Source organism: Bacillus sp. FSL K6-2971, assembly GCF_038006405.1.
Taxonomy (GTDB): Bacteria; Bacillota; Bacilli; order Bacillales; family Bacillaceae; genus Bacillus; species Bacillus pumilus.
Window position 1 is genome coordinate 772,648 of the sequence record NZ_JBBOVD010000001.1, and the last position, 16,285, is coordinate 788,932.

Genomic DNA, 16,285 nt, shown 5'->3' on the forward strand with positions numbered 1-16,285 from the left:
CCCATGGCTTTACAGCCGCAGAAGCTGGATAAACAGAACATTGAAAATATGTTAGCTATCACTACGATCCAAGAGGGACTGCTGTTTCATCATTTAATGGAACCGAACGGAACAGCTTATTTTGAACAACTGCTGATCGAAATAGACGGACCGATAGATCGAGACATTTTTGAACAATCATGGACGAATGTCACCAAACAGCATGAAATGCTTAGAACATTGTTCAGATGGCAGGAACTCGCAAGACCAGTACAAATTGTGCTGAAGGAGCATCAGCCAGACATTCGATACCGTGATTTGACAAAAGCGAAGGAGCCTCTTCATGTGCTGAAAGAGGAGGTGACGGCTCAGAACCGAGAAGAACGCTTTGATCTGCAGGAAGTCCCATTTCGTCTGACGTTATGTGAAGTGAATGATGAAGTCAGCTGGGTTCTCATTAGCTTCCATCATATTTTATTAGACGGATGGAGCCTTGGGATTGTATTAAGCGATTGGATGAGTGCATATGAGCGCTTATCGAATGGGGACAAACCTCTTTTGGAACAAAGACCGTCCTACCAATCCTTTGTCAAATGGCAGCAGAAAAACCTTCAACAGACAGAAGCACAAGCCGCCTATTGGAAAAATGTTTTCAACGGTTGGAGTTATGCAGAACTGCTTCCGAAGTCAAGCGGCGCACATGAAAATTCAGAAGTGTTTCATCAATATGAACATCAAGTGGATACTTCCATTGCGGAGAGCTTGAGCAAATTCACGAATCAATATGACGTGACGCTGGCATCTGTGATGTATACGCTGTGGGGAGTTTTGCTATCTAAGTATGCGAACCAAGATGATATTGTCTTTGGGACAACAGTCTCAGGGAGAAATGCGGATGTCCCTCATATTGAAAAGATGACTGGATTGTTCATTAACACATTACCGATGCGGGTCTCATTCGAACAAGAGCGGCCAATTCTTGAACAGATGCAGGAAGTGAGCCGTGAGATCGCTGTAAGAAATGAATATGAACATACCCCGCTATCTGACTTAAAGAAATATGCAGGAATGACTGCAGAGCAATCATTATTTGATTCAATCGTCGTCATTGAAAACTATCCACTAGATCAAATGCTCACGAAAAACGATCAGCCAATTCGTATTCGTGGATTTGAGATGACTGAGCAGACAGAATTCGATCTCACGCTTAGTGTTCAGGCGTTTGATGATCAGCTGCACTTTTCATTGGTGTATAACCCCGTCAGCTTTTCAGCTGAACAAATCGAAAAGTGGTGTCAGCATTTTCTTCATCTCCTGTCTGATGCATGTGCACATCCGCACAAACCTGCTGCTCAACTACAGCTGCTATCAGAAAAAGAGAAAGAAAAGCAGTTAGCGGTCTTCAAGCAATATGGCGGAGCAACATCTAGCAATGAGCCAACCGTGATTGACCTATTTGAAGAACAAGTAGAGCGAACGCCAGCGGCAGCCGCAGTTGAGTTTGGCGATACGACGGTTACATATGAACAACTCAATAAGAGAGTGAACCAGCTCGCACATTATTTACAAAACAAAGGGGTCAAACAGGAGCAGCGTGTCGGCATTTTAGCAGAGCATTCCATTGAAATGGTGATAGCATGCTTAGCGATCTTAAAAGCTGGCGGTGCTTACGTGCCGATTGATCCTGAATATCCGCAGGAACGAATAGAATATCTATTAGAAGACAGCGGAGTAGAATGGCTCTTAACCCATCCAATGAAAGGGCTCACCTATGCCTATCATGGAGAAAAAATTGATATCACACAGCCGGATCTATACACCGGACCATCAGACAACTTGGCAGAAGCCATCACCTCAGACCAAACAGCCTACTGCATTTATACATCAGGTACGACAGGAAGACCTAAAGGTGTACTCATTCAACATCTTGGCTTAGCCAACTATATTGATTGGGCAAAGCAAGTATATGTTCGAGGAGAAACAAGGCATTTTGCTATGTATACTTCACTGTCCTTTGACCTGACGGTTACTTCTATTTTCACGCCGCTCATTTCAGGAAATACCATCATGATTTATCACCATGAAAACCGGCAGCTGCTTGTCGAAGACATCATAAAAGACAATCGCGTACATGTGATGAAACTGACACCATCTCATTTACAGTTTATTAAGCATTTGTCTTTCCCAGACAGCCAAATGAAATGTTTCATTTTAGGCGGAGAACAGCTGGAAACATCTTTAGCGAAATCCATTCAGCAGTCCTTCCCGCAGCCAATTGAAATTGTGAATGAATATGGACCAACTGAAACGGTCGTTGGCTGCATGATTCATCGATATGACCAGGACCTTGATCAAGACGTGTATGTACCGATTGGAAAGCCTGCACAGCATACAGATATTCTTCTGTTTGACAGACATATGAATCTCATGCCGGAAGGAGCCGTCGGTGAATTATATATTGGCGGAAAAGGTGTCGCAAAAGGCTATGTGAATCGCCCAGAACTGACCGAAGAAAGGTTTGTCGACCATCCTTTCCAGCCGGGTGAAAAAATTTATAAAACAGGTGATGCAGCCCGCATTCTCCCTAATGGGCTCATTCAATTTTTAGGTCGAAATGATGATCAAGTGAAGCTGAGAGGCTACCGGATTGAAACTGGTGAGATTGAATTTTGGTTGAATGAACAGCCAGGAATAAAAGCAGCAGCTGTTGTTGTAAAGCCAGATGTTTCTGGTACACCATGTTTGGCCGCATATGTTGTCACGACAGCCATACTTGATCAAGAGGCAATAAAACAAGCGTTGGCTGATCAACTGCCGGATTATATGATCCCAACTCACTTTGTTCAATTGGACGATATGCCGCTGACTGCCAATGGCAAACTAGATAAACGAGCTTTACCTGCTTTGAAACAGGCGCAGCAAACGAAAAAACAGGCGGGCTCGGACCATCTTTCTGATACGGAGAAAGTCATTCAAGACATTTGGAAAAAGGTCCTCGGCTTAGAAGAGGTAAGTGTCCATGACAAATTCTTTGATATTGGCGGGCATTCACTCAATTTGATCCACGTCAATCAACAGCTCGCTAAGCAATTGAATCAAAGCATTCCAATGGTCGAAATGTTCCGCCGTCCAACGATTAGAGAGCTTGCCGCATATTTAAGCGGCGATTCAGAGCAGGCAGCGGCAGGCGCGCAGCCTGTGAAACAAAAGACAAGAAAAGCCAATGAGCCGATTGCCATTATTGGAATGGCTGGTAAATTCCCAGGTGCGAAAAATGTTGAGGCATTTTGGCGAAATTTGAAGAATGGAGAAGAATCAATTTCCTTCTTTTCCGATGAAGAACTGCTTGAAGCTGGTATTGACCGTCAAACCTTCGAGCGATCTGATTATGTGAGGGCAAAGGGTGTCATTGATGGACCTGATTTATTTGATGCATCCTTCTTCGGTTATTCGCCAGGTCAGGCAGAAATGATGGATCCTCAAATACGCCTCCTGCATGAGTACGCCTATAAGGCGCTGGAAGATGCGGGGTATGTGCAAGAAGATTATACGGGGAAGGTCGGTTTGTTTACTGGGTCCACTTCAAACTTCCAATGGATTCAGCGTTTTGCCGCTTCCCTTGATAGCAGCATGTCAGAGCTGTTTGAAGTGGGTTCACTCAATGATACGTATACCGTCAGTACAAGAATTGCCCATAAATTGAATTTGAAAGGACCGGCGCTTACGCTGCAAACCGCTTGTTCAACTTCTTTGGTCGCCTTGCATTTGGCCTGTCAATCCATTGCAAATGGTGATTCAGATGTAGCTCTTGCGGGAGGTGTGTCGATCCTGCACCCAGTGAAATCAGGCTACGTTTATCAACAGAATATGGTGAAATCAAGCGATGGCCATTGCCGCGCCTTTGACGATCAAGCGGATGGAACTGTTGGCGGAGATGGTGTTGGTCTTGTTGCTTTAAAAGCACTGAGTGAAGCCATAGAAGATGGTGACCATATTTATGCGGTTATTAAGGGCTCTGCCATCAACAATGATGGTGATCAAAAGGTTGGTTTCAATGCTCCGAGCGTCGAAGGACAGACACGTGTCATTCAGGATGCCCTGCATCAAGCAGATGTTTCACCAGATACGATTGAATATGTGGAAACACATGGAACTGGCACATCACTTGGTGATCCGATTGAAATAGAGGCGCTCACAAAGGCTTTCGACACAGAGAAAAAACAATTTTGCCGCATTGGGTCTGTGAAAACAAATATTGGACATTTAGATGCAGCGGCAGGAGCAGCTGGCTTGATCAAAGCTGTGCTTTCGCTTCAGAATCACACGTTTGTACCTAGTCTACACTTCAAAAAAGCCAATGAAAACATTGCATTTGAACATAGCCCTTTCTTTGTCAACACTGACCTGACCGACTGGAAGCAGCCAGCTTCCCATTTGCGACGGGCTGGGGTGAGCTCATTTGGAATGGGTGGAACGAATGCACATGTCATTTTAGAAGAAGCACCACAAAGAGATCGTCAGCAAATGCCTCGTTCTGCTGAGCTGCTTGTTCTTTCAGCAAAGAGCAAAACGAGCTTGGAACGAATGAAAGACAAACTCGCAAGCCAAATAGAAAACACGCCTTCTATCAATTTGGCAGACGCAGCTTATACGCTGCAAACAGGAAGACAATCCTTTGATTTCCGTCAGGCATTTGTTGCGGCAAACAGAGAAGATGCTCTAAGAGTATTAACAGAAAAGCAAGGCAAGGGCATTGGAAAGCTCATGCATTCGCATGTGGAGAAGCAAAAGATTATTTTTATGTTTTCTGGACAAGGCAATCAATATCTCAATATGGGATTAGATTTGTACCGGGAAGAGCCTTACTTTAAGAAGCAAATGGATGCTTGTTTTCAAGCATATGAAGAAGCAACAGGACGAAGTCTTGCCCGTATTCTGTACCCATTAGCGGCTGAAACAGAAAAGGCACGTGAACAATTGGCAAGTACTCAATATGCACAGCCAGCCATTTTTGCCATTGAATATGCCTTATCCATGCTTTTCATTGAATGGGGCGTTCGTCCTGATGCAATGATCGGCTATAGCTTTGGCGAATTAACAGCAGCCGCCATATCAGGGCTATTCAGCTTAAAGGACGCAATGTCCATGGTCGCCTATCGTGCGAATGCGATGCAGTCGTCACCACCCGGCGTCATGATGAGTGTTCCATTACCTGAGGCAAAGCTCAAACCGATGCTTCCAAAAGATATTTCTCTCGCGGTTGTCAATGATTCATCATGTATCGTGTCAGGTCTAGAAGAGGCGATAAGTGAATTTGAACAAGAGCTGAAAAGCAACAGATTGATGTGTATGCGATTAGGTGGAACCATTGCCGCCCACTCACATGTCATGAAGGAGGCAGCGGAGCAATTCGGAGAAAAATTAACGCATATGAAAGCCAAGTCGCTTCGTATTCCATTCATTTCGAATTTGTCAGGAGATTGGATGACAGATACGAGTGCGAAGGATATGTCTTATTGGAAAAGGCATATGACCGATACAGTTCGCTTTGCTGAAGGCATCACAAATCTTTTACAAGAGGACAATATTCAATTAATTGAGATTGGCCCAGGACAAGATTTAAGTGTGATGGTCAACCGGTCGCTGAACGGTCTGAACCAGCATGTATGTCATGTGTTAAGACATGCAAAACAAGATGTGACGGATACTGAATTTTTACTTGGTCAAATGGGACGTCTATGGACAAACGGATTATCTATTGATTGGGACAGGTTCCATCTAAACCGTCAGCCGCGGAAAATGCCGCTTCCAACCTATGCGTTTGATCAAACCTCCTATTGGTATGATGCAGCAGATCGTGTGAAACAAGAAAAACCAAAGCAGTCTGGACGAAAGCAGCAAATGGATGAATGGTTCTATACCCCTCATTGGGAAGCGGATCTTTTACCTTGCGTGCCATCAGAAGATACGTCTGGCGGAGCCTTGCTTTTGTTTGCAGATCCATCTGCTTTTGGAGAGAAGATTGCGGCTGAGCTCATGACGAAACGGAACGAGTCCGTAGTGGTTCGTAAAGGAAATGAATTTACGAAGCATGACGAAAAAAGCTATACCATTCGGTCACATGAGCCATCTGATTATGAAAGGCTCATATCAAATCTGGCAGATGATGAAATCAACGTGTCAAAAGTTTGTCATCTATGGGGGCTTTCAGAACGACACTCATCTCACACGGAAGAAGAATGGGTGAAGCAAACGCAGCAAGATGCTTATTACTCCTTGCTTTATATCGGCCAGGCACTGAAAAAATATGTGTTGGACCAAAAGGTATCGGTTACAGTTCTTTCCTCATTGACGTATGCCGTTGGCGGTGAGCCTGTACTTTATCCTGAAAAAGCGATCCATCTAGGACCTGCGATGGTGATTTCACAAGAAACACCGAACTTACGCTACCGCATTCTTGATATTGATCGCCCAGTGGAAAATGGGGTTCAAGAAAAGAGATTGCTAAAGCAAATAAGCGATGAGCTAGATCGAGCGTATGGACAGCTTCTCACGGTCTATCGACGAAATAAGCGATATGTGAAAAAGTATGCGAATAGTTCAGTTCCTGAAACAGGACAGGCTCATTTGGCTAAAAAAGATGGTGTATACATTTTAATTGGCGGACTTGGATTTATTGGATTGAATATCGCCCAGACTTTGGCCGAGCAAACGAAGGGAACATTGATCTTAACGAGCAGGTCTGGATTCCCTGATAGAAGCAAGTGGCAAGAATGGCTGTCTACGCATGATGAACAGGATCCAACAAAGAAAAAAATCCAAAGGGTAATGGCGCTGGAAGAGACAGGTGCAGATGTTCTCATTCAGAAAGTAGACGTTCGTCACAAGGAAGATATCCAGCAATTGTTCAACACAGTGGATGCATCATATGGGCAGATCGATGGCGTGATCTATGCAGCTGGAGTGACAGGCGACCAATCTTTCCAGGTGATGGAGCAAACAGATGTCACTTTTTCGGAGCCGCATTTTGAAGCGAAGATGAATGGTGTGCTTCATCTTGATGCTGCCTTAAGTGATCGATCCCTTGATTTCTGTTTTGTCCTGTCATCTTTGTCACCGATCTTGGGTGGACTCGGTTTTACAGCCTATACAGCTGTGAATCATTTCATCGATGCGTATGTGTATGAACGCAATCTACGTTCAGAAACACAGTGGTCTGTCATTAGTTTTGACGGCTGGGAATTTGAGCAAGGGAAGCAGCTTGATCTTCCAATCGGAGATGATGTCACCGAAACGTTAATTACAGAAAAAGAAGGAAGAATGATCTTTGAACGATTGCTTTCGCTGGATCAAGTGGAACAAATGGTTATTTCGACAACATCTTTACATGATCGTATTCACCGATATGTAGACCGTTTATCCCTTGAGGAAGAGAGCGGCGGAGAGAATGAACAAGATGGAAACTTGTATTCTAGGCCAGCGCTTTCCACGAATTATGCGGCACCTGAAACGGAGCTGGAGAAGGCATTAAGTCAACATTGGCAAGCTTTCTTTAAGATTGATGAAATTGGCATAGATGATCATTTCTTTGAAATGGGTGGAGATTCTCTAAAGGCGATTACGTTCATTGGCATCATTCATCGTGCATTTAGTGTAGAGCTGACGCTGCCACAATTTTTCCAAATCCCTACGATACGATTAATGGCAGCATATATCGATCAAGCAGATACTGCTGCTTATCATGCGATTGAAAAAGCCGAAGTGAAGGAGCATTATCCTCTGTCGTCTGCGCAAAAACGGTTGTATCTCATGCAGCAAATGGATGTAAACAGCACAGGATACAACGAGTTTAAAGCGGGACGAATCAAAGGGAAACTCGATATTAGCAGGTTGGAATGGGCATTTCAGCAGCTTATTAAGAGACACGAAAGTTTGCGGACAGCGTTTGTACTAGAGAATGGAGTCCCTTATCAAAAGATTGAAGAAGAGGTACCATTTGCAGTCACATTATTTGACCTCACTAACGGATCGACACAAGGATCTGAGGAAGATCAAAAACAAGTGATTGAACAATTTTTGACTGCCTTTACGTTAAGTGAGGCTCCATTGATGAGAGTCGGCGTGATGAAGCTGGCAGAAGAGGAATTCGTACTTATGCTAGACATGCACCACATTATCTCAGACGGTCTTTCTCAAGATATTTTGGTCAATGACTTTATGCAGTTATATGACGGTAGGACGCTTGAGCCTCTCGCTCTGCAATATAAAGATTTTTCAGAATGGCAAAATGACTTGCTTGCGTCGGAAGCACTGAAAGAATCGAGTGATTACTGGAAAAACCGGTTAGAAAGTGCCCCGCTACTTGATCTGCCAACAGATTTCGATCGGCCGGAAGTGAGACAATTCCGCGGCGGACATTATACGTTCCGTATAGAAGAAGTGGAGCTGAACGCGTTTAAGCAGGTGATTTTAAAGGAAGACGCCACACTGTTTATGGGTTTGTTAAGTGTATATCAGATTTTGCTTCATAAATTAAGCGGACAATCAGATATCACGGTCGGGGTTCCGGTAGCAGGGAGAAAACAAGAGGAGCTGCAGCAAGTGATCGGTATTTTTGTCAATATGCTACCACTTCGTTTGTATCCTAAAGCAGAGCTGACGTACCAGCAATTCCTACAGGATGTGAAAGCACATGTCATCGATGATTTCGGACATCAAGACTATCAATATGAACAAATGGTTCAAGATCTCCAGTTAAGCCGGAGTGTCAGCCGGAATCTATTGTTTGATGCTGTGTTTGCCTTGCAAAATATGAATCAGCCAGAACTGAAGGTAGGCGGCTTAACCTTTAGTGATTATCCGTATGAGACAGGAACGTCACGCTTTGATTTACTCTGGATTGCGTATGAGCAGGAAGACGGTCTTTCTTCAACGATTGAATATAATACTGAGCTTTTCACAGAGGAAACCATCGAGCAGATTGCGGGCTTGCTGAAAGACATCATGAGGGCTGTTTCAGTAGATGCTGTAAGAATAGAGGAGATCGAACTGACTTCTTCATTCGAGCAATTAGATGACGTATCTCTTTTCGAATTAGATGACTTGAAAATATAAGTAAAGAGGTGAATGGAAGAGTGATTGAACATGATGATTTTCAACTGAAAGCAGCGGCGAAGGAAAGGGTGAGGGAAAGAGCCTACTGGACATCGATCTTATCAGGTATCCAGCTTGATGGCCGTATTCCTCATACGGTTTCACAAGCCAAGCCTGCTGCAATGAATCGATCGCTTCATTCGTCCTTCCCTGTGGCTATGAATCATTCGTTAAAGCAATTATGTGGAGATTCTGATTTGCGCCTGTTTATCGTGCTGACCACAGCTGCTTTTGGCTTGCTTCAACGTTATAGCGGAAAAACTGAGTTGATGGTGACTGTTCCTACAATGGAACAGTCTGCCAATCAATCAGCCATCAATCATATACTGCCGCTTAAGGCAGAGATTGAGCCTCATATGAGCTTTAGCGCAGGGCTAGAGGTATTGAAACAATCGTTTCAGGAGGCAGTGCGTCATCAAAATTATCCTGTTCATATTTTAATGGATGAGCTTTGGCGTTCAATAGAAGAAGACAAGAAGCGTGTCAATCTGGCATGTGCATTTGAGCCATTGCATGGGCAAGCTGACCGAGAGCAGCTGCATGCGGATGTGCTTATTGTTTGGAAGAAAGAACAAGATCACCTTCATGCTGAAGTTCACTGGGATGCTTCCATTTATGATGACCACATGATGGAGCAGTTCTCCAATCATTTCATGGGATTCACAGAGCAATGTCTCGAAACGCCTGAGCAAACGATGAGCACACACTCATTTTTATCTGATATGGAGAAAAGTCAGCTGTTTGATTCGTTTCAAGGGGAGTCGCTCGCTTATCCAGTGGATCGTGATATTGTGTCGTTATTTCAACAACAAGTCCAATTGCATCCAGCACGAACGGCTGTTGTGTTTGGCACCACCTCCTATACATATGAAGAGGTTGATCATTTATCAGATCGCATTGCGCTTAGACTATCTCAAAGTCAGATAACATGTGAGACTCCTGTTGGACTCAGAATGTATCGATCTGCTGAACTTGTCATTGCTATTCTTGGCATCTTAAAGGCTGGCTATGCTTATTTACCGATTGATGTCCATCTGCCGATTGAAAGAATTCGGTATATGCTCAAAAACAGCGGTGCTACAGCTATTGTCTCGGATACAGAAGGACACGAAGGATTGGATGTCGAGGTTCATGTGATTCAAGACATGCTTCAAGAATCATCAATAAAAGAGAATCTGACTTGGTCTATCTCGTCTTCGGATATGGCGTATGTCCTGTATACATCAGGTACGACAGGGCATCCGAAAGGTGTCGTTATCGAACATCGTCATGTCATTAATTTGGTATATGGAATGAAAACGCGCTTTTTTGATCTGCTCCCTGATCCTTTGCAAGTAGGGATGCTGGCTTCACACATTTTTGATGCGTCTGTTCAAACATTGTTCCCAGCATTGCTCCTCGGGCATACGCTGCATATTGCCAAAGATGAAGTCCGTATGGATGGGCATGCGTTATGGTCGTTTTACCAAGAACATCACATCCAGCTGTCTGATGTGACCCCCTCTCATTTAAAGCTGATGAACAAGGCAGCAGCGCAATCAAAACAAGACCTGCCAGCGTTGAAGATGCTGCTGGTGGGCGGAGAGGTATTCACAAAAGAGCTGATGGATCAATTTTTACAGCATATATCAGGTGAAAAACCAATCATGATTAATGCGTATGGGCCGACTGAATGTACGGTTCAGTCATCATCCTTTCTGATTCCCCAAGACTGGGATGAGCAAGTCATTCCTATTGGGCAGCCGATGCCGAATGAGCATATTTTCATATGTGATGCGCAAGGAGAGCTAGTTCCGATTGGCGTCTTTGGAGAGTTATATATAGCAGGCGATGGTGTAGGTCGTGGGTACATCAATCACCCTGATCTGAGCAAGGAGAAATTTATCAAAAAACCAGAGCTCAGCAGCGGGGTGTTATACGGTACGGGAGATCTTGCAAGATGGCGGTTTGATGGATTGTTAGAATTCGCCAAGAGAAACGACGGTCAAGTGAAAATTAGGGGATATCGAGTTGAGCTAGAGGAAATCCGCAGAGCGATTCTTGATGACCCGCATATGCAAGGATTGATTCAAGATGTCATTGTCATTCCTAAGGAAACGCAGGATCAGGACCAATACATTTGCGCATACATGATGGCAAAACAAGCGATAGATCAACGTGCGCTTCGTCAGTCTTTAAGTGAAAGATTACCAGGTTATATGGTGCCGAGGCATGTCATTCAAATAGAGCAATTTCCTTTGAATCTATCGGGGAAATTGGATATCCAAGCACTGCCGAATCCAGAAGATCAGCTGGCAGACAATCAAGAGCCAGTGACCATTCAAGCACATAATGAAACAGAGCAGAAGCTTGTTCGCATTTTCGCCTCTATTTTACAAGTCCCTGCTTCGCAGATTCGTATAGATGAACCGTTTTTTGACTTAGGCGGGAACTCTTTTAATATCGTTGAGCTGTCCAATAAAGTGAAAGAGGAATTTCAGCAGGAGCTGACAGTAATGGAGCTGTTCCAATATACAACTGTTTCGCAAATAGCTGCTCAATTAAAAAACAAAGCATCAGGGCAAGAGAAACAGATCGAAGATGATGGAGAAAATGAAGCGGATGACTTAGAAAGTGCCGCTCAACTGTTAGGCGGGATGATAGATGAGTAAGTTCACAGGATTAGAGGTTGCAGTGGTTGGGATGGCCTGCCGTTTTCCGGGAGCAAAGAATATTCATCACTTTTGGGACAACCTTGCAAATGGAAGAGAGTCCATTACGTTCTTTTCGAAGGAAGAGCTGCTTGAGGCAGGGGTTGAGAAAGAGGCATTAGATCATGAGCAATATGTACGTGCCAAAGGAGCAGTTGATCAGCATGATCATTTTGATGCAGATTTCTTTGGTTATTCACAGCGTGAAGCAGAAGTAATGGACCCGCAAATCCGCATGTTTCATGAGGTGGCGTGGGAATCTCTTGAAGATGCAGGCTATAACCCTGAAACCTATCAGGAACCAATTGGTTTATTTGGAGCCGCTTCTGCTAATTTATATTGGCAAGCTGCTTCCATGCTGATGAGAACCAATGACTCATCTGAACAATTTGCGGCTGTTCAGTTAACAGATAAAGATTTCATGAACACAAAGGTATCCTACAAATTGAATTTGAAGGGACCGAGCGTAGCTGTTGATACAGCCTGTTCTTCCTCTTTGACTGCCATTCATATGGCGGCGCGCGCCCTAATTACTGGGGAATGTAAAATGGCTCTCGCAGGCGGCGTCACCATTACGACCCCTCACAAAAAAGGATACATGTATCAAGAGGGGATGATCATGTCGCCGGATGGGCACTGCCGAGCTTTTGATGAACAGGCAAAAGGCACCGTTGGCGGTGAGGGCTGCGGTGTTGTTGTGCTCAAATCATTAAAGCAGGCACTAAAAGATAAGGATCATATCTATGGCGTGATTAAAGGTTCAGCCTATAACAATGATGGCGGGCGTAAGGTTGGCTACACAGCACCAAGTATAGAAGGACAAAGCGAAGTGATTAAAAAGGCACTCAACATCAGTCGTGTAGAAGCTGAGAGTATTTCTTATATTGAAGCACATGGCACAGGTACAACTCTTGGAGATCCGGTTGAAATTGAGTCACTAAAGAAAGCCTTTCAAACGGATAAAAAACAGTTTTGTGCGATTGGGTCTGTGAAAACCAATATTGGTCATCTTGACTCAGCCGCAGGGGTTGCAGGTTTTATCAAGACAACGCTTAGTCTGTACCATCAGATGCTGCCGCCTAGCCTTCATTATAAAAAACCGAATCCGAAAATTGATTTTGAATCAAGTCCATTTTATGTCAATACAACACCCGTACCATGGACGAAAATAGAGCAGCCGCTACGTGCCGGGGTCAGTTCATTTGGAGTTGGTGGAACGAATGTACATCTGATCATGGAAGAGGCACCCGCAGCCGACAAACCGTCATTAGAAAGAGATCATGAACTAATGGTGATTTCTGCAAGATCGAAGCAGGCGGTTCAAAAATCTGCTGAACAAATGACATCTTATTTAAAAGAACAAAAGAATGTCACACTATCCGAGGCTGCCTTTACACTGCAAGAGGGACGAAAGCATTTTCCTTATCGACAAGCTTTTCTTGCAGGTCCTGAACGCACATTCCAGTCAGCCGGACAGCCGCAAAAGGCCTTTCAACAGCCTGCAGTCGTTTGGATGTTTTCTGGACAAGGTGCTCAGTATGTGAATATGGGCAAGGATTTATATGAGAAAGACCCTGAATTTAAACAAACGCTTCAGAAATGTTTTGCCATCATTTTATCTTTATCAGGTGTTGAGATCGAGAACGTGTTATATCCAACAACCGAAGAAGAGTTCATAAAAGCAGAACAACTCATGCAGCAAACATCATATACACAAATCATCTTGTTTAGTTTTGAGTATGCGCTCGCATCGAAGCTGATGGGACTAGGCATACGTCCGCATTATTTCATTGGTCATAGTATTGGAGAAATCACGGCTGCCTGCGTGGCCGGTATCATCCACCTTGAAGATGCAATCCGTATCGTTTTAAAAAGAGGCAGTTTGATGCAAAAAATGCCTCGGGGTGAAATGGCCGGAGTGTCCCTCCCTGCCGAAGAGATTGAACATGATCTTCCTGAGGGGGTCGAGCTTTCTGCGGTGAATAGCTCACAATTATCTGTTGTTTCCGGACCTTCAGAACGGTTACAGATCTATCTCGAACAAGCTGAAAAAAGAGGAGCTTCTGTCCAAACATTGAAAACCTCTCACGCCTTTCATACGAGTATGATGGCTGAAGCATCCGAACAGTTTAAGAACGTTCTCTCAGAGATCACCTATCAGCAGGGCGAGGTTCCGATCCTTTCGAATGTGACAGGGAACTGGTTAACAAATGAGCAAGCCTCATCGCCTGATTACTGGGCATCTCATATTAGGCAGCCTGTTTTATTTAGTCAAGGATTAGAGACGTTACTTGGACTTGGAGAAGTGGTTTTCATTGAAGTGGGGCCAGGTCATACGTTGACCCAATTTGTGAGACGACATGATGACTATGATGTGAACAAAGCAGCGGCTGTTTCATTGGTGAGACATCCAAAAGAACAAGCTGCTGATGATGAATATATGAAAAAAGCTATAGGTAAGCTGTGGACTTTCGGAGTGGAACCGAATTGGAGCGCTGTCAGAAAAGAAAAGACCCCATATCGAGTGTCACTGCCAACATATCCATTTGAGCATCAAATATTCCCCTCTCCGCAGTTTAAAGCGGATCAGCTGATGAGCAATTTAGCGCCATCAGAAAAGGGGGAGAAACTCTCAGCTGATTTTCAAGACTGGTTTTACATTCCGGTATGGGAGCGCTCTGCACCTGTACTAAAAGAGCAGCATCATCAAGGGAAGCGTATCTTAGTTTTTGAGAAAAGTGGTCATATTGGCGCCTATTTGAAAGAGCGGCATGCAGAGGTTGTCAGCGTCTGTCAAAGTGATCATACGATCAAAGAAAATGACCAGTTGATGAAAGCTGACGTTCATATGCTGTCACACTTAGAGTGGGTGATGGCTGAACTGCAGCAATCTGAATTTATACCGGAAGAGATCATCTGGATGCATGATGAACTAACAGAAGATACAGGTGAACAGCCAAACTACTTATCTGTGCTCGATCTCGTCAGGCTGATCAGTCAGCATCATAACACAACCATCCGTCTTCACCTTGTGACAAACCAAGCACATGATGTCATCGGGATGGAGAAGGTCAATCCTCTTCAAGCAACATGTACTGGATTAGCTCTGACCATTCCTCAAGAATATCAGCATATTGCGTGTCAGCACGTTGATTTATGTCAGGAAACAAAGGCGGACTGGCCGCTCTTTCTTTCATACGAGGTTGCAATGCACGATCAAGAGGCGGTCGTGGCGTATCGAGGGAACAGCAGATGGGTTCGAAAAGCTTCAAGTACACCTTTAAGCAAAGAGGAATCGTCCACACAGCCTTTCAGGACTCATGGTGTTTACCTCCTGACCGGCGGTATGGGAGGCATTGGCTTCACACTAGCTCAACATTTAGCAGAAACGTATCAAGCAAAACTTGTGTTCCTCAGCCGATCACAAATACGTGAACGTTCTGCATGGGGTGAGCTGCGTGATGCGGATGGGAAAGAAGCTGAGACCGTGAAAAAACTGATGGTTCTTGAAGAGTTAGGAGCTGATGTACAAACTGTAAACGGTGATGTGTCAGATAAAGACGCCGTGCAGAAAGCGATCCAGCTGGCTCATACATCATTTGGTGATTTACATGGTGTCATTCATGCGGCAGGAGAGGCAGATGGGAAGATCATCCAAGCAAGAACAGCAGACGATGAAATTCGCATGTGTCAGGCAAAAATCAACGGGACCTATGTGCTGGATGAAGCTCTCAAGGATGAAACGCTCGACTTCTTTTTACTTTGTTCATCCCTTGTGTCCTTTCTTGGAGCGGCTGGACAAGTGGCTTATGCCGCTTCCAATGCTTTTATGGACAGCTTTGCTCATGCGAAGAGGCAGGAAGGAAAGCCAGTGATTTCTTTAAACTGGGATCGATGGGAAAAAGTCGGTATGGCACACGACTCAGCATTAGCGGCCAAAGTCAATGACATGATGACGCTCGAGGAGCAGGCGGGAATTTTACCAGAAGAAGGAATCAAGGTCTTTCAGGAAGTGCTGCGTCTAGATTATCCGCAAATTCTTGTTTCTGTTCGAGACATGGGTGAGAGAATAAAACACCGATTAACACCTATGCAGCAGGAAGAAGAGCCGTCTCAACAAATATCGCAGGTCATAGATGATCGTCTAGAAGCATCATTGTGTGATGTACTCAGCTCCTTTTTTCCTCATGAACCGGATGTAAATGAGAACTTCTTTGAAATGGGTGCAACATCCCTTGATTTGCTGCAGATGAGCGGTCATATTAAATCAATTTATGGTATAGAGGTTCCAGTGGTCATGATGTATAGTCATCCAACGATCGCGTCATTGGCTGCAGAACTGAAGAAGATACATGGAGTGAAGGAAGAAAAGCAAGCTGTCACTGAATCATCTAATCTCCGCAAACAGGCGATGGCAGATGGGAAGAACCGCCGTAAACAGAGATTAAAACGAAAATAGATGG

The 16,285-nt window shown here is 44.3% G+C and carries 3 protein-coding genes; all 3 read left to right on the forward strand.

Annotated features, from left to right (window positions below):
* The first annotated feature begins 3 nt into the window (after positions 1 to 3).
* Genes MHI33_RS03975 through MHI33_RS03985 form a run of 3 tightly spaced genes read left to right on the forward strand, consistent with a single transcriptional unit; the run spans position 4 to position 16,281 of the window.
* Positions 4 to 9,093 (forward strand): non-ribosomal peptide synthetase/type I polyketide synthase, encoded by a 9,090-nt coding sequence (locus MHI33_RS03975; protein WP_340909302.1) that lies wholly within the window; start codon positions 4 to 6, stop codon positions 9,091 to 9,093.
* A 20-nt stretch (positions 9,094 to 9,113) separates the two neighbouring features.
* Complete coding sequence (locus MHI33_RS03980) at positions 9,114 to 11,783, forward strand: non-ribosomal peptide synthetase (RefSeq protein ID WP_340909304.1); 2,670 nt, start codon at positions 9,114 to 9,116, stop codon at positions 11,781 to 11,783.
* Positions 11,776 to 16,281 carry a type I polyketide synthase gene (locus MHI33_RS03985; protein ID WP_340909307.1) on the forward strand — a complete coding sequence of 1,502 codons (4,506 nt, stop codon included), beginning with the start codon at positions 11,776 to 11,778 and terminating at the stop codon, positions 16,279 to 16,281. The genes MHI33_RS03980 and MHI33_RS03985 overlap by 8 nt, the downstream gene beginning before the upstream one ends.
* Positions 16,282 to 16,285 lie beyond the last annotated feature (4 nt).